The 19,233-nt window shown below is 69.2% G+C and carries 19 protein-coding genes and 2 pseudogenes; 12 read left to right on the forward strand and 9 right to left on the reverse strand.

Annotated elements, in window-relative coordinates; genetic code table 11:
• From AOZ49_RS18635 to AOZ49_RS18660, 6 genes and pseudogenes are all read right to left on the reverse strand, one after another.
• Positions 1-230 (reverse strand): annotated as a pseudogene (locus AOZ49_RS18635) (DNA-binding response regulator); the annotation flags it as partial.
• 143 nt (positions 231-373) lie between these two features.
• A complete protein-coding gene (locus tag AOZ49_RS18640; RefSeq protein WP_054477058.1) occupies positions 374-1,855 on the reverse strand; it encodes an efflux transporter outer membrane subunit in 1,482 nt (493 codons plus the stop codon).
• 8 nt (positions 1,856-1,863) lie between these two features.
• Positions 1,864-3,009 carry an ABC transporter permease gene (locus AOZ49_RS18645; protein WP_054431297.1) on the reverse strand — a complete coding sequence of 382 codons (1,146 nt, stop codon included), beginning with the start codon at positions 3,007-3,009 and terminating at the stop codon, positions 1,864-1,866.
• Complete coding sequence (locus tag AOZ49_RS18650; RefSeq protein ID WP_054477060.1) at positions 3,006-3,968, reverse strand: ABC transporter ATP-binding protein; 963 nt, start codon at positions 3,966-3,968, stop codon at positions 3,006-3,008. The genes AOZ49_RS18645 and AOZ49_RS18650 overlap by 4 nt, the downstream gene beginning before the upstream one ends.
• A complete protein-coding gene (locus AOZ49_RS18655; RefSeq protein ID WP_054431299.1) occupies positions 3,965-4,936 on the reverse strand; it encodes an HlyD family secretion protein in 972 nt (323 codons plus the stop codon). Before AOZ49_RS18655 ends, AOZ49_RS18650 begins: the two co-directional genes overlap by 4 nt.
• Positions 4,937-4,938: 2 nt before the next feature.
• The gene (locus tag AOZ49_RS18660) at positions 4,939-5,724 is read right to left on the reverse strand and encodes a TetR/AcrR family transcriptional regulator (protein ID WP_054477061.1); all 786 of its coding nucleotides are present in this window, start codon (positions 5,722-5,724) and stop codon (positions 4,939-4,941) included.
• 123 nt (positions 5,725-5,847) lie between these two features.
• Here AOZ49_RS18660 and AOZ49_RS18665 point away from each other — a divergent pair, with 123 nt between their 5' ends.
• The 3 genes from AOZ49_RS18665 to AOZ49_RS18675 all read left to right on the forward strand — a co-directional run bounded on the left by AOZ49_RS18665 (position 5,848) and on the right by AOZ49_RS18675 (position 8,307).
• On the forward strand, positions 5,848-6,885 hold the full coding sequence (locus tag AOZ49_RS18665) for an NADP-dependent oxidoreductase (RefSeq protein WP_054477063.1): 1,038 nt from the start codon (positions 5,848-5,850) through the stop codon (positions 6,883-6,885).
• 9 nt (positions 6,886-6,894) lie between these two features.
• Positions 6,895-7,575: a type 1 glutamine amidotransferase domain-containing protein gene (locus AOZ49_RS18670; RefSeq protein ID WP_054431302.1), complete on the forward strand. Its 681-nt coding sequence runs from the start codon at positions 6,895-6,897 to the stop codon at positions 7,573-7,575.
• Between the two features lie 117 nt (positions 7,576-7,692).
• Entirely contained in the window at positions 7,693-8,307 is a 615-nt protein-coding gene (locus tag AOZ49_RS18675) for an HD-GYP domain-containing protein (RefSeq protein ID WP_054431303.1), read from the forward strand.
• A 165-nt stretch (positions 8,308-8,472) separates the two neighbouring features.
• Here AOZ49_RS18675 and AOZ49_RS18680 read toward each other — a convergent pair whose 3' ends face one another.
• Positions 8,473-10,071 (reverse strand): glycerol-3-phosphate dehydrogenase/oxidase, encoded by a 1,599-nt coding sequence (locus AOZ49_RS18680; protein ID WP_054477065.1) that lies wholly within the window; start codon positions 10,069-10,071, stop codon positions 8,473-8,475.
• Between the two features lie 104 nt (positions 10,072-10,175).
• Complete coding sequence (locus AOZ49_RS18685; RefSeq protein WP_054431305.1) at positions 10,176-10,967, reverse strand: DeoR/GlpR family DNA-binding transcription regulator; 792 nt, start codon at positions 10,965-10,967, stop codon at positions 10,176-10,178.
• 227 nt (positions 10,968-11,194) lie between these two features.
• On the opposite strand from AOZ49_RS18685, the gene AOZ49_RS18690 reads away from it, so the two are divergent.
• The 8 genes from AOZ49_RS18690 to AOZ49_RS33620 all read left to right on the forward strand — a co-directional run bounded on the left by AOZ49_RS18690 (position 11,195) and on the right by AOZ49_RS33620 (position 17,900).
• Positions 11,195-12,280, forward strand: coding sequence for an ABC transporter ATP-binding protein (locus AOZ49_RS18690; protein ID WP_054477067.1), 1,086 nt, complete (start codon positions 11,195-11,197; stop codon positions 12,278-12,280).
• On the forward strand, positions 12,280-13,368 hold the full coding sequence (locus AOZ49_RS18695; RefSeq protein ID WP_054477069.1) for an ABC transporter ATP-binding protein: 1,089 nt from the start codon (positions 12,280-12,282) through the stop codon (positions 13,366-13,368). Before AOZ49_RS18690 ends, AOZ49_RS18695 begins: the two co-directional genes overlap by 1 nt.
• Positions 13,365-14,255, forward strand: coding sequence for a carbohydrate ABC transporter permease (locus AOZ49_RS18700; protein ID WP_006385278.1), 891 nt, complete (start codon positions 13,365-13,367; stop codon positions 14,253-14,255). The genes AOZ49_RS18695 and AOZ49_RS18700 overlap by 4 nt, the downstream gene beginning before the upstream one ends.
• The gene (locus tag AOZ49_RS18705; RefSeq protein WP_054477071.1) at positions 14,248-15,060 is read left to right on the forward strand and encodes a carbohydrate ABC transporter permease; all 813 of its coding nucleotides are present in this window, start codon (positions 14,248-14,250) and stop codon (positions 15,058-15,060) included. The genes AOZ49_RS18700 and AOZ49_RS18705 overlap by 8 nt, the downstream gene beginning before the upstream one ends.
• Before the next feature lie 15 nt (positions 15,061-15,075).
• Positions 15,076-15,384 carry a DUF2160 domain-containing protein gene (locus AOZ49_RS18710; RefSeq protein WP_047992707.1) on the forward strand — a complete coding sequence of 103 codons (309 nt, stop codon included), beginning with the start codon at positions 15,076-15,078 and terminating at the stop codon, positions 15,382-15,384.
• 111 nt (positions 15,385-15,495) lie between these two features.
• Entirely contained in the window at positions 15,496-17,226 is a 1,731-nt protein-coding gene (locus tag AOZ49_RS18715) for an ABC transporter substrate-binding protein (protein ID WP_054477072.1), read from the forward strand.
• A gap of 152 nt (positions 17,227-17,378) precedes the next feature.
• The gene (locus AOZ49_RS18720; RefSeq protein WP_054477074.1) at positions 17,379-17,684 is read left to right on the forward strand and encodes a DUF4148 domain-containing protein; all 306 of its coding nucleotides are present in this window, start codon (positions 17,379-17,381) and stop codon (positions 17,682-17,684) included.
• A 54-nt stretch (positions 17,685-17,738) separates the two neighbouring features.
• Complete coding sequence (locus AOZ49_RS33620) at positions 17,739-17,900, forward strand: response regulator transcription factor (protein ID WP_231690385.1); 162 nt, start codon at positions 17,739-17,741, stop codon at positions 17,898-17,900.
• A gap of 204 nt (positions 17,901-18,104) precedes the next feature.
• On the opposite strand, the gene AOZ49_RS18730 is transcribed toward AOZ49_RS33620, so the two are convergent.
• Positions 18,105-18,557 (reverse strand): hypothetical protein, encoded by a 453-nt coding sequence (locus AOZ49_RS18730; RefSeq protein WP_054477076.1) that lies wholly within the window; start codon positions 18,555-18,557, stop codon positions 18,105-18,107.
• 243 nt (positions 18,558-18,800) lie between these two features.
• On the opposite strand from AOZ49_RS18730, the pseudogene AOZ49_RS33005 reads away from it, so the two are divergent.
• Positions 18,801-19,233 (forward strand): annotated as a pseudogene (locus AOZ49_RS33005) (hypothetical protein); the annotation flags it as partial.

Genomic DNA, 19,233 nt, shown 5'->3' on the forward strand with positions numbered 1-19,233 from the left:
ATGCCGGCGGTGGTGTCCATGGCGCGCAGGCCGGCCACGGCCATGCAGAGATCGGTCAGTTCGGCTTCCATCACCAGCAGCGGCGTGCGCCGCGCCTGGAACAGGCGGAACAGGCCGTTCGAGTCCTCGCAACCGCGCGGCGAGAAGCCCATGCCCGCCAGCGCGTCGCAGCGGCGCGCGCGTCGGTGGGCATCGGGCGAGAAGACGATCAGGTCTAGTAGGTCATTCATGAATCGTTGTCGAGATCAGTGCAGCTTGAGCGCATGCATGATGCATCGGATACAACGGATTCCTAAACGTCGCACAACGCCACTTTCTGACCCGAATTCTCGGACATGATCCGGCAAGGCCTGTATCGGCGCGGGCTTTCGGGCTAGGGCGCGGGGCCGGCGGGGGCCGCCGGCGGCTCGTTCCACCAGCCGCCGCCGAGCGCCTGCAGCAGGGCGGCAACGTCGGCGTAGCGCGCGCCATCGGCCGCGCTGCGGGCGATGCGCGTCTGCAGCAGCTGGCGCTGGCTGTCGAGCAGGCTGAGGTGGCTGATGCCGCCGGCCTGGTAGCGGTCGCCGGCGATGCGGGCGGCGTCGTCGGCGCGGCGCCAGGCGGCGTCATAGGCGTCGTAGGCCTGGGCGTCGGTCTGCACCGCGCGCAGGGCGTCGGCCACCTGGCGGAAACCGTCGAGCACGGTCTGCCGGTAGCTGGCCGCCGCGGCCTCGTAGGCCGCCTGCGCCGAGCGCGTGCGGGCGCGCAGTTCACCGCCACGGAACAGCGGTTGCACCAGCCCCAGGCCCAGGTTCCACACATTGACGCCATCGGTGATATCGCCGGCCCGGGTGCGTTGCGACCCGAAGCTGGCGGTCAGGGTGAACCGCGGGTACTGGTTGGCCGTGGCTACGCCGACATCGGCCGAGGCCTGGTGCAGCAGGGCCTCGGCGGCCAGGATATCGGGCCGCTGGCAGGTCAGCGCCGACGGCACCCCGGTGGGAATTTCGGCCGGCAGCGCCAGGTCGGCCAGGCGCAGCGGCGGCGCCTGCCAGGCGGCGGGCGGCCGGCCCAGGTAGGTGGCCAGCTGGTGCGTGGCCTGGGCCAGCTGGTATTCCAGCGGCGGCACGGTGGCGGCGGTCTGCGCCAGCAGTAGTTCCTGGTTGCGCAGGTCGGCCTCGGCGATGCCGCCGGCCCGCAGGCGTTGCGCCATGATGTCGCGCTGGCGCTGCTGGGCCGCCAGCAGTTCGCGGGTGTCGGCCAGGCGCGCGGCCAGGTCGGCCTGGCGGATGGCGGTGGTGACGACGTTGGCGGCCAGCGTCATGCGCGCGGCCTGCAGTTCGTGCGACTGGTAGTCGACCTGCGCGGCCAGCCCCTCCAGCGCGCGGCGGTTGCCGCCGAACACATCGAGCGTGTAGGACACGTCGATCGAGGCGTTATAGAGAGTGAATGGCGCGGGCTGCTCGGTCACGGGCACGCCATAGGCGGACGGATCGACCTTCTGCCGGGTCGCCGACAGGTTGGCGTCGACGGCCGGCAGCAGGCGGCCGCCGGTTTCCGCGTTCAGATCCTCGCCGGCCTGGCGCAGCCGGGCGCGGGCCTGTTCCAGGGTCGGGCTGGCGTCCAGCGCCTGCCGCACCAGCGCGTCCAGCGCGTCGGAACGGAACAGGCGCCACCATTGGGCCGGGATGTCGGCGTCGGTGAGGCGTGGTTGCGCGCCGCTGGCGGGGGCGGCGCTGTCGGTCGGCGATGTGTAGGCGGCGACCGGCGGCGCGGCGGGGCGCTCGAAGTCCGGTCCGACGGCGCAGCCGGGCAACAGGGCGCAGGCGGCCACGAGCGCGGCGCGGCGGGCGAAGGGCAGGTGGGGGCGGGGCATGGCGGCCTTCAATCCAGGGTGCGGCGGTAGAACTTCACGGCGGCGGTCATGACGACCACGGTGAACAGCAGCATGGGCCAGATGGTGGGCCACAGGTCCCACCAGCCGTTGCCCTTGAGCAGGATGCCGCGGATCAGCCGGTTGAAGTGCGTCAGCGGCAGCAGGTTGCCCAGGTACTGCGCCCACTTGGGCATGCCCAGGAACGGGAACATGAAGCCGGACAGCAGCATGTTGGGCAGGAAATAGAACATCGTCAGCTGCATCGCCTGCAGCTGGTTCTGCGCCAGCGACGACAGCGTGATGCCGACGGTCAGGTTGGCGGCCACGAAGATCAGCGCGCCCACGTACACCGTCACCAGGTTGCCCAGGAACGGCACGTGGAACACGAAATACGCCGCCAGCAGGATGATGGTGGCCTGGATCAGGCCGATGGCGATGTAGGGCACGATCTTGCCCGTCATCACCTCCAGCGGCCGCACCGGCATGGCCAGCAGGTTCTCCATGGTGCCGCGCTCGCGTTCGCGCGTCATGGCCAGGCCGGTCATCATCACCAATGTCATGGTCAGGATCACGCCCATCAGGCCGGGCACGGTGTTGTATTGCGAGATCTGCTCTTCGTTGTAGAGCTGGTGCACGCGCACGTCGAACGGCGGCTGGCCGCCGGCCAGGTGCGCCAGCGGGCCGGTCAGGTCCTTCTGCGCCACCGCCTGCGCCAGTTGGGTGGCCGAGCCGATCGCCAGCCCGGTCGCCATCGGGTCGGTGGCGTCGGCCTCGATCAGCAGCGCCGGCCGTTCGCCGCGCAGCAGCTGGCGCGAGAAGTCGGGCGGAATGGTCAGCACGAACAGCACCCGGCCCTGGGCCAGCGCGGCGCGGCCGGCCTCTTCGTCGGGCAGGGTCTCGACGATGTTGAAGTAATCCGACGCGGTCATCGCCGCCACGAAGCTGCGCGTGAACGGGCTGTGGTCGGCCACGATGACGGCGGTCGGCAACTGCTTGGGGTTGGTGTTGATGGCGTAGCCGAACAGCGCCAGCTGCATGATCGGGATGCCGACGATCATGCCGAAGGTGATGCGGTCGCGCCGCAGCTGCAGGAATTCCTTGAGCACCATGCTCCACCAGCGCGACCACGAGAAACCCTCCAGGTGGCGTCTCATGCCGGACTCGCGTAGTTGTCGTCGGAGCGGTTCATCAGGTAGATGAAGACGTCCTCCAGGCTGGTGTCGATGCGTTCCAGGCGCAGGTCCTGCCCGGCCACGACCTCGCGCAGCGTGCGTTCGAGCACGGCGGCGTCGCGGCCGCTGATGTGCAGCGCGGTGCCGAAGGCCACGGTCTGGTCCACCCCCGGCGCGCCGCGCAGCCGCTGCGCCAGCGGCACCAGGTCATGGCCATGGATGGCCCAGGTGGTCAGGCGCTGCTGGGCGATGACTTCGTCGGCGGTGCCCTGGATCAGCAGCTTGCCGTACGAGATGTAGGCCAGCTTGTGGCAGCGCTCGGCCTCGTCCATGTAGTGGGTGCTGACCAGCACCGAAATGCCGCGCGCGGCCAGCTCGTGCAGCTGTTCCCAGAAGTCGCGCCGCGCGGTCGGGTCGACGCCGGCGGTGGGCTCGTCCAGCAGCAGCAGGCGTGGCTCGTGCAGCAGGCAGGCGGCCAGCGCCAGGCGCTGCTTCCAGCCGCCGGACAGCGCGCCGGTGAGCTGGTTGGCGCGGGTCTGCAGGCCCAGGTCCTCGAGCGCGCGGTCAACGGTCTCGCGGCGGTTCGGCATGCCGTACATGCGGGCCACGAAGTCCAGGTTCTCGCGGATGGTCAGGTCGTCCCAGTACGAGAACTTCTGCGTCATGTAGCCGACGTGGCGCTTGATCTCGGCGCTGTCCTTGAGGATGTCGTGGCCCAGGCAGGTGCCGCTGCCCGAGTCGGGCGTCAGCAGGCCGCACATCAGGCGGATGCTGGTGGTCTTGCCGCTGCCGTTGGGGCCGAGAAAGCCGAAGATTTCGCCTTCGCGCACCTGCAGCGAGACGTCGTTGACCACGTGCTTGTTGCCGAAGTGCTTGTTCAGGCCGTGCACGTCGATGACGTAGCCGGGCTCGGCCGCGGGACGGGCGGGGGCGCCGTTCATTGCAGCGCCGCCTCGACCGGCTGGCCCGGATGCAGCCGCGTGGCCGCGTCCGCCGCGGGCCGGGCCTCGACCATGTAGACCAGCTTGCCGCGGGTTTCGCGGCTGTAGATCACCGGCGGCGTGTACTCGGCCTGGGGCGAGATGTAGTCGATGCGCACCGGCACCGGGTCGCCGCAACCGTCGCAGCGCACCGTGGCCTGCTGCCCGGGCTTGAGCGTGCCGACCACGGTTTCCGGCACGAAGAAGCGCACCTTGATGTTGCCGGGCGGCAGCAGGCTGACCACCGGGCTGCCGGCCGGCACCCATTCGCCCACGCGGTACAGCGTGTCGAAAACGAGGGCGGCGGTGGGCGCCGCCAGGCGCTTCTGCGCCAGGGTCCAGTCGGCCTGCGCCAGCGTCGCGCGCGCCGCCTCGACCTGGGCGGCCTGGGCGCGGCGCTGATCCTGGCGGCCGGGCAGGTTGGCCACTTCCAGCTGGGCGCGCAGCTCGCGCACCCGGGCCGCGTCCGACTGGGCCTGCTCGCGGCTGTCGTCCAGCTGCGCACGCGCCACGCCGCCGGCGCGGAACTGCGCGGTGTCGCGCGCCAGCTGCGCCGCCGAGCGCCGGCTGGCGGCCTCGGCCTGGGCCAGCTGGGCGCGGCTGACGTCGATTTCGGCCGGGCGCTTGCCGGTGGCGATGTCTTCCAGCTGGGCGCTGGCCGCCGCCAACTGCGCGCCGGCCTGGTCGCGTGCCGCGGTTTCGCGCGTCGCCTCCAGCGCGAACAGCGGCGCGGCGGCGGCGACCTGCTGGCCGCGTTGCACCGAGAGCGTATCGAGCCGGCCGGCCTCGGACGAGGCGATGTAGAGGTATTCACCCTCGACGTAGCCCTGGTAGACGGCATCGTCGCGCTTGCCGCAGGCGGCCAGCAGCGACAGGCCGAGCACGGCGGCGACGGGCAGCGCGTAGCGCGGGAGGGAAGGGGTGCGCATGGTCAGCGTCCTGTGGCGGGCGGTTCAGTGTTGGCGGCCGGCTTGGCGCGCCGGGTCCGTTTTGCTGGCGCGGCGGGCGTGGCGGGGGCGTCGGGCGCCGTGGCCGGCGGGGAAAACAACCCGCCCGTGAGCATGGCGGTGGCGTGCGCGGCGATGGCGTCGTGGTCGATGGCGTGAATCTTCAGATCGTCCTGCCAGATGCGGCGCCACAGGCTCGACGTGGCCAGCGGCAGCAGGGTCAGGCCCAGGATCGACAGGAACACCAGCCGCGGCTCCACGCCCGGGGTGATGGCGCCGGCGCGCTGGCTGTCGGCGATCAGGCCGGCGAACACCTGCAGGCGCTGAGCCGGCAGGTGGCGCAGCACGCGTTCGCGCAATTGGCCGCCTTCGTTGACAACCTCGTGCATCCACAGGGCCGGCAGCCAGGGCCGGTCGGTGCCGCAGCGCACGATGCGCGAGACGATTTCGGTGATGACCGCGCGCGCCGTGTCGGTGGAGCCGTCCAGGCGCCGGGGCGTCTGCGGCACCGGGCTCCAGACGTAGCCGATGACCGGCACCACGCGTTCCAGCACCACGGCGTCCAGCAACTGGTCGCGGCTCTTGAAGTAGTAATGCAGCATGGCCGAGGTGAACCCGGCGCGTTCGGCGATGTGGGCCAGGCGGGTGGCGGCCACGCCCTGGGTGGCGAACAGGTCGGTGGCGATGTCCAGCAGCTGGTCGCGCACGGCGGCGCTGTCGGGGCGGGCGGGGCGGCCGGGACGGCGCGCGGGGGAAGGCTTGGCAGGCATGGGGCAGATTCTAATTAAATATTTAATTAATTAAAAGGGGGGGGCGGCCGGCAGGGTCGACGGACGGACCGGCCGGCGGAGGTGGTGTAATGCCTGAACCGGAACAGAAGGAGTCAGCACGCCATGCCGCAATCGTCCTCCCTCAACCGCCGCATCGTCCTGGCCTCGCGGCCACGCGGCGAACCCGCCGACAGCGATTTCCGCCTGGAAACCGACGCCGTGCCCGAACCCGGCCCGGGCCAGCTGCTGCTGCGCACGGTCTATCTTTCCCTCGATCCCTATATGCGCGGCCGCATGAGCGACGCGCCCTCGTATGCCGAGCCGGTGCAGGTCGGCCAGCCCATGGTGGGCGGCACCGTGGCCCGGGTGGTGGCTTCGCGCCACGCCGACTATCCGGTGGGCGAATGGGTGCTGTCCCAGTCGGGCTGGCAGGACTACGCCGTCTCCGACGGCAGCGGCCTGCTCAAGCTGGGTTCGGCGCCCGAGCGTCCGTCGTACTCGCTGGGCGTGCTCGGCATGCCGGGCTTCACCGGCTACATGGGCCTGCTGGACATCGGCCAGCCCAAGGCCGGCGAAACCGTGGTGGTGGCCGCCGCCAGCGGCGCGGTCGGCGCGGTGGTGGGCCAGCTGGCCAAGATCCACGGCTGCAAGGCGGTCGGCATCGCCGGCGGCGCCGACAAATGCCGCTACGTGGTCGAGGAACTGGGTTTCGACGCCTGCATCGACCACCGCGATCCGGCCATGGCCAACCTGCTGGCCAAGGCGGTGCCGCAGGGCATCGACGTGTATTTCGAGAACGTCGGCGGCGCGGTGTTCGACGCGGTGCTGCCGCTGCTCAATCCGCGCGCGCGGGTGCCGGTCTGCGGCCTGATCTCGGCCTACAACGCCACCAGCCTGCCCGACGGCCCCGACCGCCTGCCGCTGCTGATGCGCACCATCCTGACCAAGCGCATCAAGATGCAGGGCTTCATCATCTTCAACGAATACGCGCCGCGCTTCGGCGAATTCCGCGCGGCCATGGAGGAGCTGCTGCGCGACGGCCGCATCAAGTACCGCGAAGACGTGGTCGACGGCCTGGAGAACGCGCCGCGCGGCCTGATGGGCCTGCTCAAGGGCGAGAACGCCGGCAAGCGCATCGTGCGCGTCGGCCCGGATGAATAGGAGCGCAACATGAATATCCTGATCGTGCTGACTTCCCACGACACGCTGGGCGACACGGGCCGCAAGACCGGCTTCTGGCTGGAGGAATTTGCCGCCCCGTACTACGCCTTCCTGGACGCGGGCGCCACGCTGACGCTGGCCTCGCCGCAGGGCGGGCAGCCGCCCCTCGATCCCAAGAGCGACGACCCCGACGCCCAGACCGACGACACGCGCCGCTTCCGCCAGGACCCCGAGGCGCAGCGCCGCCTGGCGAACACGCGCCGCCTGGCCGAGGTGCAGGCCGCCGACTACGACGCGGTGTTCTATCCCGGCGGCCACGGCCCGCTGTGGGACCTGGCCGAGGACCCCAAGTCCGTGTCGCTGATCGAGACCATGCTGGCCGCCGGCAAGCCGGTGGCGGCGGTCTGCCACGCGCCGGGCGTGCTGCGCCATGCCAAGACGGCCGACGGCAAGCCGCTGGTGCAGGGCCGCCAGGTCACCGGCTTTTCCAACACGGAAGAAGCGGCGGTGCAATTGACCGCGGTGGTGCCGTTCCTGGTCGAGGACGAACTGGCGCTGCTGGGCGGCCTGTACAGCAAGGGGCCCGATTGGCAGCCGCACATCGTCTCCGACGGCCTGCTCATCACGGGCCAGAATCCGGCCTCGTCGGTCGGCGTGGCAGAGGCGCTGCTGGCGCGGCTGAAGGCTTGAGCCGCAAGGCCGCGCGGCCGGTTCGCGCGGCGGCGCACGGGCCTGTCGAGCTGTGTCAGAATTGATACTTTCTGACACAGGCGCGCGGTTCCGTTGCAACCGCGCGCGCCCCTACCGATGCCTCCAGATGTACCCCCAAGCGCGGCGTCCGCGCTGCCCGCAGGTTCCTGTGAAGCGGCGCTGTTCGCCGCGATGCAGGCCCGAGATGCCGCCACCGGACGCCATTGCCACCGCGTCGTTGCCCTGAGCGTGGCGCTGGCGCGGGCCTGCGGCCTGGACGACGACGAGCAGCAGGCTGTCGCCGTTGCCGCCCGCCTGCACGACGTGGGCAAGATCGGCACCCCCGATCGCGTGCTGTTCTCGCCCAAGCGCCTCGAAAAAGAGGATTGGGAAATCATGAAGTCCCACGCCGCCGTGGGCGCCGCCATCATCCTGCAGAGCGACATGCCGCAGCGCGAACGCATCGCGCTGGCCGTGCGGCACCACCATGAGCATTTCGACGGCTCGGGCTATCCCGAGGGCCTGGCGGGCCACGACATCCCGCTGCACGCGCGCATCATTTCGCTGGCCGATTCCTACGACGCGCTGGGCGACGCGCGGCCCTACCACCCGGCGCGCACGCACGCCGAGATCATGCGTATCCTCAACCGCGAGGCCGGGTCCAAGTGCGATCCGGACCTGCTGCGCGTGTTCGAGACCATGATCCAGTCCAGTCCGCTGCGCGTACCTTAGGGCCTGTGCGAGGCTTCTTGTCGTGTGAACAGGCCCCGGCGCCATGCGACAACGCCGCGCCATGCCGGCGCGGCGTTGCGGGTGGGGGCGATCACGGCGCGCCCGGGCGCGCCGCTTCAGCGCCTCACTTCAGCGTGTGACTTCAGCGCGTCACTTTTCAGCGCCTCACTTCAGGCGGTAGTGCGCCGCGACCGTGGCCAGTTCCTGCAGCGTGCGCTGCTGCCAGGCGGCGTCGTGGCCCAGTTCCTCGGCCAGGATGCGCGCCACTTCGGGCGCGGCCAGCAGGGCCGCCTCGGCGTCCAGGAACAGCGCGCGGTTGCGGCGCGCCAGCACGTCCTCGGCGCTGCGCGCCAGCTCGAAGCGCGCGGCGAAGCGCACGTGGGCTTCGGACAGGCCGCTGCTCTTGACCAGCATGCGCTCGGCGCCGGGCAGGGCCTTGAGCACGGGCAGGTCGCTGCCGTAGTAGCTGTCCGGCGTGCCGGCGTGTTCCTGCGACGGCGCCAGGCCGTTGGCGCCATGCAGCGCCAGCGACTCCGTGCGGCAGCTGGCCTGCGTCAGCAGCTGGTGCTGGATGGCAGTGTCGACCACGTCCTGCGCCATGCGGCGATAGGTGGTCCACTTGCCGCCCGTGACCGTTACCAGGCCGGCCTGCGACACCAGGATGGTGTGCTCGCGCGACAGCGACTTGGTGGAGGCGTCGCCGGTGGCCTTGACCAGCGGCCGCAGGCCGGCCCAGACGCTGGTGACGTCGTCGCGGGTCGGTTTGCGGCTGAGGTAGCGCGCGGCGGTGCTCAGGATGAAATCGACGTCCTGGGCGCCGGCTTCCGGGTCCAGCGGCAGGTCGTTGCGCGGCGAATCGGTGGTGCCGACGATGGTGTGGCCGTTCCACGGCACCACGAACAGCACGCGGCCGTCATCGGTCTTGGGGATCAGGATGGCGCGCTTGCCGGGCAGGAAATCGTGCGGCAGCGTCAGGTGCACGCCCTGGCTGGGCGCCACCATGGTCGGCGCGTTCTTGTCTTCCATGCGGCGCACGCTGTCGACCCAGACGCCGGTGGCGTTGATGACGCAGCGCGCCCGCAGCGTGAAGCTGGCGCCGCCCAGCGCGTCCTGCGCGGTGACGCCGTCGACCTTGCCGCCGGTGGTGGTCAGGCCGGTGGCGCGCACATAGTTGACCGCAGTGCCGCCCAGGTCGAACAGCGTGCGCATCAGGCTCAGCGCCAGGCGCGCGTCGTCGAACTGGCCGTCGTAGTACAGCACGCCGCCCTTGAGGCCGCGGCCGTTGACGTTCTCGGCCAGCGTCGGCGCGTTGGCCAGCGTATCGCGGCGCGACAGCCAGCGGCTCGGCGACAGGTTCAGCTTGCCGGCCAGCATGTCGTACATCTTCAGGCCGATGCCGTAGAAGGGCTGGTCCAGCAGGTTGTAGGCCGGCACCACGAAGCCCAGCGGCCACACCAGGTGCGGCGCGTTGCGGTTGAGCAGGCCGCGTTCGTGCAGCGCCTCGCGCACCAGGCTGATGTTGCCCTGCGCCAGGTAGCGCACGCCGCCGTGCACCAGCTTGGTGGCCTTGCTGGAGGTGCCCTTGGCGAAGTCCGCGCCCTCGATCAGCAGGGTGCGGTAGCCGCGGCTGGCGGCGTCGACGGCGGTGCCCAGGCCGGTCGCGCCGCCGCCGATGACGATCACGTCCCAGGCTGGCGTGTTGTCCAGTTGCGCCAGCAGGCGGTTGCGGTCGGGCGGGGTGACGGTGGCGAGCGGTTGGTTCATATGCGTGGGGCGGCGGGGCCGCTAGGGTTCGGTGCGGTGTTCGTTTCTGTTCGTGCCGGCCGGGCGGGGCGCAAGCGCCGTGCCCACGGGCCGGGTCAAGCGGGTCAGGCGGGTACCTTGGCCGCGTTCGGCGCGGCGGCGACTTCGCAGCGCACGCCGGCGTCCAGCAGCACTTGCGCCAGCGGCTCCTGCGGATGCGCGTCGGTGAAGAAGCGGTCGATCTGCGAGATGTGCGCCAGTTCCACCATGGCCTGGCGCTTGAATTTGCTGCTGTCGGCGGCCAGCCACACTTCGCGCGACTGTTCGATGATGGTGCGGGCCACGCGCACTTCGCGGAAGTCGTAGTCGCGCAGCGTGCCGTCGGCCTCGATGCCGGAGATGCCGATCAGGCCGATGTCGACCCGGAACTGGCGGATGAAGTCCATGGTGGCCTCGCCGACGATGCCGCGGTCGCGCGAACGCACCACGCCGCCGGCGACGATGACTTCGCAATCCGGGTTGTCGGAAAGGATGTCGGCCACGTGCAGGTTGTTGGTGATGACGCGCAGGCCGCGGTGGCGCAGCAGGGCGCGGGCGATGGCCTCGGTGGTGGTGCCGATGTTCAGGATCAGCGAGCAGCCGTCGGGCACGGCGCGGGCCACGGCCTCGGCGATGCGTTGCTTGCCGGCCGCATGCAGCCCCTGGCGCTTGCGGTAGGCGATGTTCTCGATGGTGGACGCTTCGATGCGCACGCCGCCATGGAAGCGCGACAGCAGGCCGGCTTCGGAAAGAATGTTGACGTCGCGCCGCACGGTCTGCAGCGTGACGTCGAAGCGTTTGGCCAGCTCTTCGATCGTGGCCGAGCCCTGGGCTCGAACCATTTCGATCAAGGCGCTTTGTCTGGGATTGAGTGTCATGTTGGCGTATTGAGTGTCACAGTCGCATCATAAAACAACAAAAGCGAAAAATAATGACGCGCTGCAAGATTGTATTTTTTTCGCTTCTTGAGTAAAACGCAAAAAAAACGAAAGCGATCTGAAAGAAAAACCTGAACCGGCGCGTTCTCGCGCGCCGCGAGGGCCGCTGTACCGACGTACCGATGCCCGGTCGATAAACCGGGGATGTATTAGAGGCAGGAGACCAGATGCAGCTGACCCTGGACAGGATAGGTTTGCGAGCCGGCTCGCAGACGCACCTGTATCCCATGAGCCTGGCCCCGGTGCCGGGCGCCATGACCGTTTTGCTGGGGGTGACCCTGGCGGGCAAGACATCGCTAATGCGCATCATGGCCGAGCTCGACCGGCCCACCGAGGGCCGGGTGCTGGCCGACGGCGCCGACGTGACCGGCGTGCCGGTGCGCCAGCGCAACGTCGCCATGGTGTATCAGCAATTCATCAACTATCCGTCCATGACGGTGTTCGACAACATCGCCTCGCCGCTCAAGCTGCGCGGCGTGTCGGGCATCGCCGACAAGGTCGGGGCCATGGCCGCGCGCCTGCACATCGACCACCTGCTGGCCCGTCATCCGTCTGAACTGTCGGGCGGGCAGCAGCAGCGGGTGGCGCTGGCGCGGGCCCTGGTCAAGGATGCGCCGCTGATCCTGCTGGACGAACCGCTGGTCAACCTCGACTACAAGCTGCGCGAGGAACTGCGCGATGAGCTGTCGGCCCTGTTCGCCGAGGGCCGCTCGACCGTGGTCTACGCCACCACCGAGCCGGGCGAGGCGCTGCTGCTGGGCGGCCACACCGCCGTGCTGGACGCGGGCGAACTGCTGCAGTACGGCCCGACCGCCGAGGTCTTCCACCGGCCCAATTCGATCCGCGTGGCGCGCGCCTTCAGCGATCCGCCCATGAACCTGTTCGCCGCGCAGCGCGGCGCCGACGGCTTCACGCTGCAGGGCGGCATCGCGGTCGCGCGGCCCCTGCCGCCGGGCGCGGGCGGCGGGCTCACCGCCGGCCTGCGGGCGGGCGCGCTGGACGTGGCGGCGCGTCCCGGCCACATCGGCCTGGACGGCGTGGTCAAGCTGGCCGAGATCTCGGGGTCCGACACCTTCGTGCACGCCGAGACGGCCGCCGGCGACGTGGTCGCGCAGCTGCCGGGCGTGCATCGCTACACACTGGAGCAGCGCCTGACGCTGTACTTCGACCCGGCCCAGACCTATGCCTTCGGCGCCGACGGCGCCTTGCTGGCGGCCCCCGCCCGGCCGCACGCCAGCGGAGGGATGGCCTGATGGCGCAGATCGAGCTGGACCTCTCCCATTCCTACGTCGCCCATCCCCAGGCCGACGAGGACTACGCGCTGCTGCCGCTCAAGTTCACCTTTCGCGACGGCGGCGCCTACGCCTTGCTGGGCCCCTCGGGCTGCGGCAAGACCACCTTGCTCAATTGCGTCTCGGGCCTGCTGCGGCCATCGCATGGCCGCATCCTGTTCGACGGCCAGGACGTCACCCACAAGACGCCGCAGGCGCGCAACATCGCCCAGGTGTTCCAGTTTCCGGTGGTGTACGACACCATGACCGTGGCCGAGAACCTGGCGTTCCCGCTGCGCAATCGCGGCGTGCCCGCCAAGCAGATCCGCGAGCGCGTCGGCCGCATCGCCGAGATGCTGGAGATGTCGCACGTGCTGGAGCGCCGCGCCAGCGGCCTGACGGCCGACGCCAAGCAGAAGATCTCGCTGGGCCGCGGCCTGGTGCGCAACGATGTGTCGGCGGTGCTGTTCGACGAGCCGCTGACCGTGATCGACCCGCAACTGAAGTGGGAATTGCGCCGCAAGCTCAAGGAAATCCACCACGAGTTCAAGCTGACGCTGATCTACGTCACGCACGACCAGACCGAGGCGCTGACCTTCGCCGACCAGGTGATGGTGATGGCGCGCGGCCGCGCGGTGCAGGTGGGCAGCGCCGACGACCTGTTCGAGCGGCCGGCGCACACCTTCGTCGGCCATTTCATCGGCTCGCCCGGCATGAACTTCCTGCCGGCGCAGTGGCGCGACGGCGGCCTGATGGTGGGCCAGCGACGCGTCGACGGCGTGCCGGATGCGATGGCGGCCAGGCTGGCCGACGTCGGCCCGGTCAAGCTGGGCGTGCGCCCGGAATACCTGCGCCTGGCCGACGCCAACGCGCCCGGCGCCATCCCGGCCACGGTCCAACGGGTGCAGGACGTGGGCACCTACACCTTGCTGCTGGCCGACTTCGAGGGCACGCCGCTGCGCGCCCGCCTGGGCACCGACGCCGCCTCGATCGCGCCCGGCGCCACGGTGTGGCTGTCGGCGCTCAATCCGCATACCTGCTTCTACCGCGACGAGGAGCTGATCCGATGAAACCGATCGATCACCGGGCCTGGTTCCTGGTCCTGCCCGTGGTGCTGTGCGTGGCGTTCTCGGCCATCCTGCCGCTGATGACCATCGTCAATTACTCGGTGCAGGACATCATCTCGCCCGAGCGCCGCGTGTTCGTCGGCACCGAATGGTTCGCCGCCGTGCTGCAGGACGAGGAACTGCACGGCGCGCTGCTGCGCCAGATCGGCTTCTCGCTGGCGGTGCTGGCCATCGAGATCCCGCTGGGCATCCTGCTGGCGCTGTCGATGCCGGCCAGCGGCTGGCGCGCCTCGGCGGTGCTGGTCATCATCGCGTTGTCGCTGCTGATCCCGTGGAACGTGGTGGGCACCATCTGGCAGGTGTTCGGGCGCACCGACATCGGCCTGCTTGGGGCGACGCTGTCGTGGCTGGGAGTGGACTACAACTACACCGGCAACGACCTCGACGCCTGGGTCACGGTGCTGGTGATGGACGTCTGGCACTGGACGCCGCTGGTGGCGCTGCTGTGCTATGCCGGCCTGCGCGCCATTCCCGACGCCTATTACCAGGCCGCGCGCATCGATGGCGCTTCGCGCCTGGCGGTGTTCCGCTACATCCAGCTGCCCAAGATGCGCGGCGTGCTGATGATCGCGGTGCTGCTGCGCTTCATGGACAGCTTCATGATCTACACCGAACCGTTCGTGCTGACCGGCGGCGGGCCGGGCAACGCCACCACCTTCCTGTCGCAGTACCTGACGCAGAAGGCCGTGGGCCAGTTCGACCTGGGCCCGGCAGCGGCGTTCTCGATCATCTACTTCCTGATTATCTTGCTGCTCTGCTTCATTCTGTACAACTGGATGCAGCGCGCCGGCACCACCGGCGGTTTCGACGAGGAGCGCGCCAATGCGTGAGCAATCGACCTGGTGGCGCGGCGCCTTCCTGGCGCTGTACCTGGTGTTCGCCATCCTGCCGCTGTACTGGATGCTGAACATGTCGTTCAAGACCAATACCGAGATCGTCAGCACCCTGACGCTGTGGCCGCGCGATTTCACGCTGGAGCACTACCGCACCATCTTCACCGATCCGGCCTGGTATTCGGGCTACATCAACTCGCTGATCTACGTGGTCATCAACACGGTCATCTTGCTGGCCGTGGCGCTGCCTGCGGCCTACGCCTTCTCGCGCTACCGCTTCATCGGCGACAAGCACGTGTTCTTCTGGCTGCTGACCAACCGCATGACGCCGCCGGCGGTGTTCCTGCTGCCGTTCTTCCAGCTGTACAGCTCGTTCGGGCTGATGGACACGCACCTGGCGGTGGCGTTGGCGCACCTGGTGTTCAACGTGCCGCTGGCGGTGTGGATCCTGGAGGGCTTCATGTCCGGCGTGCCGCGCGAGATCGACGAGACGGCCTACGTGGACGGCTATTCGTTCCCGCGCTTCTTCCTGACGATCTTCCTGCCGCTGATCAAGTCGGGCGTGGGCGTGGCGGCGTTCTTCTGCTTCATGTTCAGCTGGGTCGAGCTGCTGCTGGCGCGCACGCTGACCTCGGTCAACGCCAAGCCCATCGTCGCCACCATGACGCGCACGGTCTCGGCCTCGGGCATGGACTGGGGCGTGCTGGCGGCGGCCGGGGTGCTGACCATCGTGCCCGGCGGCATCGTCATCTGGTTCGTGCGGCACTACATCGCGAAGGGCTTCGCGATGGGCCGGGTCTGAGGGGGAGGGCGCCACATGTTCAGCTGGATGGTATGGACCACCCCCGTCGCCGTGTTCTTCTCCTGCATCGTGCTGATGCTGGTGGGCATGACGGTCTGGGAACTGAAATCGCCCACGGTCGAGCGCAAGGGCTTCCTGCCGCTGCGCACGACCCGCGGCGACCGCCTCTTCATCGGCCTGATGGCCGCGGCCTGGCTCAACCTGGCGTTCCTGGGGTTCGGGCAGAAGGCGGTGGAATGGTTTTCGCTGGATGAGCCGCCATCGGTGTGGATCAGCTTCGTGCTGTCCATGCTGCTGCTGGCCTTCATCATGAGGAAAGGCTGACGGGGCGCAGACCCCGCGCGATATCAGCGGTTTGGAAGGACGATCGGCCAATGTCTTCCCCGGCCAGAAGTCCGCAGCACCCATGGGGAGGACTTATCGAGGAGACAGGTCATGAAATTGCGCATGCACGCCATGGCGGCCGCCATCGCCCTGATCGGTACGTCAGGGGCCTGGGCCGGCGAGCCGGAAGCGAAGAAGTGGGTCGATTCGGAGTTCCAGCCGTCGACCCTGTCCAAGGACCAGCAGATGGCCGAGATGAAGTGGTTCATCGAGGCCGCCGCCAAGCTCAAGGCCAAGGGCGTCAACGAAATCAACGTGGTGTCGGAAACCATCACCACCCACGAGTACGAGTCCAAGGTGCTGGCCAAGGCCTTCACCGAGATCACCGGCATCAAGGTCAACCACGACCTGATCCAGGAAGGCGACGTGGTCGAGAAGCTGCAGACCTCGATGCAGTCGGGCAAGTCCATCTACGACGGCTGGATCTCCGACTCCGACCTGATCGGCACCCACTACCGCTACGGCGCCATCCTGCCGCTGTCCGACTACATGGCCGGCGCCGGCAAGGAATGGACCAACCCGGGCCTGGACCTGAAGGACTTCATCGGCACCAAGTTCACCACCGCGCCGGACGGCAAGCTGTACCAGCTGCCCGACCAGCAGTTCGCCAACGTCTACTGGTTCCGCGCCGACTGGTTCGCGCGCCAGGACCTGAAGGACAAGTTCAAGGTCAAGTATGGCTACGACCTGGGCGTGCCGACCAACTGGTCCGCCTACGAGGACATCGCCGACTTCTTCTCCAACGACGTCAAGGAGCTGGACGGCAAGAAGGTCTATGGCCACATGGACTACGGCAAGAAGGACCCGTCGCTGGGCTGGCGCTTCACCGACGCGTGGCTGTCGATGGCCGGCGCCGCCGACAAGGGCCTGCCCAACGGCATGCCGGTGGACGAGTGGGGCATCCGCGTGGCCGACGACAAGTGCACGCCGGTGGGCGCCTCGGTGGCGCGCGGCGGCGCCACCAACAGTCCGGCCGCGGTCTACGCCCTGACCAAGTACGTCGACTGGATGAAGAAGTACGCGCCGCAGCAGGCCATGGGCATGACCTTCTCGGAATCCGGTCCGGTGCCGGCGCAGGGCCAGATCGCGCAGCAGATCTTCTGGTACACGGCCTTCACCGCCGACATGACCAAGAAGGGCCTGCCGGTGGTCAACGAGGACGGCACGCCCAAGTGGCGCATGGCGCCGTCGCCGTATGGTCCGTACTGGAAGGACGGCATGCAGAACGGCTACCAGGACGTGGGCTCGTGGACCTTCTTCAAGTCCACCAACCCCGACAAGATGGCCGCCGCCTGGCTCTACGCCCAGTTCGTCACGGCCAAGACGGTGTCGCTGAAGAAGTCGATCACCGGCCTGACCTTCATCCGCGACAGCGACATCCACAGCGACTACTTCAGCAAGAACGCGGCCAACTACGGCGGCCTGATCGAGTTCTACCGCAGCCCGGCGCGGGTGGCCTGGACACCGACCGGCAACAACGTGCCCGACTATCCCAAGCTGGCGCAGCTGTGGTGGAAGAACGTCGCCACCGCCGTCACCGGCGAGAAGACGCCACAGGCCGCGATGGACAACCTGGCCAACGAAATGGACCAGGTGATGGCGCGGCTGGAGCGGGCCGGCATGGCGCAATGCGCGCCCAAGCTGAACGCCAAGGGCGATCCGAACAAGTGGCTGTCGGATCAGCACGCGCCGTGGAAGAAGCTGGGCAATGAAAAGCCCAAGGGCGAAACGGTGGCGTACGAGCAGCTGCTGGAGGCCTGGAAGGCGGGGAAGGTGCGGTAAGCATCCCGCGATTGCTTCGCGGCCTCGAAGCGCCACGGTTTCCGTGGCGCTTTTTCATTGCAAAAACGTAATCCCCTTATCCGCTTTCTGTCTGCATCGCCTTCCTAGAATGAATCCCGTGCAGTACCCCCCACGATTCATAGGAGTGAAGCATGCAGATTCTTCGTAAAACCGCACTGATCCTGGCCCTGGCGGCGGGCGTTTCCGGCACGGCGCTGGCCCAGCAGGCGCCGTCCACGGCCCTGGCCAGCCCCTACGGCGCGTCGCTCTCGCGCGCCGAGGTGCTGGCCGACCTGGCGCTGTGGAAGCGCGCCGGCGTGGACCGGTTCTGGCGCGGCGAGGCCACGCCGGACATCTACAGTCCCGAGTACAAGGCGGCGTTCTCGGAGTATGTGCGGCTGCGCTCGGGCCCTGACTACCAGGCCGAAGTGCAGCGCCAGAACGAGAGCCGCCGATAGCCGCGCCCGCGGCATCGGGGCATCCCTGAAATGGGTCACGTCCTGCTGACGTGCATGCCCGAGTCCGGCGACAGGCTGCAATTCGCGGACCTGGAGCTGGACCTGCTGCGCTGTCGCGCGTACCGGGATGGCGAGCCGCTGCTGTTGACGCCGAAGGAGTTCGGGCTGCTCGCCATGCTCATGGGCAGCCCGGGCGCGGTGTTCACCAGCTGGTAACTGGCCGAGTCGGTCTGGAAGGCCAGGGCGCCGGGCCTGGGCGCGGGGCACGTCAAGTGCCAGGCCGTCGCGATCGCCATGCGTCGCCTGCGCAGGAAGGTCGATGGCGGCCGCCGGCCGCGCTTGCTGCACGTGATCCGTGGCGGCAGCTTCATGCTGGCCGCGGGGCCGCTGTGAGCGCGCCGGGGTGCTCACAGCGGCGCTTCAGGCCGGCAACGCGCACCGCGCCAGGCAGTCCGCCTGCCAGGCGTGCTCGATGTCGAACGAGGCCGGATCCGACACCGCGCCGTAGCCGCCCTGGCCATAGACGGCGGCGTAGGCCGCGTACTCGGCCGCCCGCAGCGCCTTGCCGGCCAAGGCGCTGGCGACGGCATAGGTGGCCGATACCGCGGCATGGCCGCAGCCGTCGATGGAGGTCGAACCGGGATGATGATTGGCCAGCGCCGCCGCGAGGGCGGCGGCCCGCGCCAGCGCTTCGGCGTCACAGGCGCCATCGAGATAGCGGCCCAGCACGGCCAGGCAGTCCAGCGCCCGCGGTTCCTCCAGCAGATGCTCGACGCGCTGGGTACAGGCGTGGCCGAAGGCCAGGCGCAGCCGTTCGTTGCCGGGCGCATCCAGGTCGAGCTGGCGCGCCAGGCGTTCCAGGGCGATGTTCATGATCGGGCTCCTTGTCGTTGCGCGCGGCGCCGGGGGAGGGCCGGCAGCGCGTTAAGCATTGGCGGCCGCGCCTGATCGCCAGGGCATTTTCCCGCCGTGGCCGCGGCGCCGTGAAGTGCAATTAACTGCCGGGTTGATGCAAAAAAACCATGAAAGCGCGGGCCTCTCCCGGGTGCGGCGGACCCTGCGGTATGCTGGGCGCTTTCCAGTACCGGCCGCGCCCGTCGCGGCCCGCCAGCACGCATGTCCAAGCGCACGAACACGGTGGCCGCCACGATCGAAGGCCGCATCGACCAGTTCCGGGAGGCGGTGCCGCGGGTGCGCGGCCAGGTGTTCCTGCGGGTGAACGGCGTGCCGGTCAACGGCGCGTTCGAAGACCCGGCCGATATCCGCACGCTGCGGGGATTGGCGTTGCAGGCCACGCCCGTGCGCGTCGGCGTGATCGAGGGCGGCGCGGGCGGCTTGCGCCATTTTTCCTGGCTGGACGCGGGGCAGGGCCCGGGCGTGCCGCCGCGCTACTACGTCGATCAGCGGCGCCGCGCCTGGCGCGGCATCGGCATCAGCCTGGCGGTCGCGGCGGCGGCCGGGGCGCTGGCCTGGTTGCTCGATCTGTCGTCCTTCGCGCAGGTGCTGGGCCTGGTGCTGGCGCTGACGGTGGCGCTGGTCGCCGTGCTGC

Origin of the sequence: Achromobacter sp. 2789STDY5608615, from assembly GCF_001298995.1 — a bacterium.
GTDB lineage: Bacteria > Pseudomonadota > Gammaproteobacteria > Burkholderiales > Burkholderiaceae_B > Achromobacter > Achromobacter insuavis.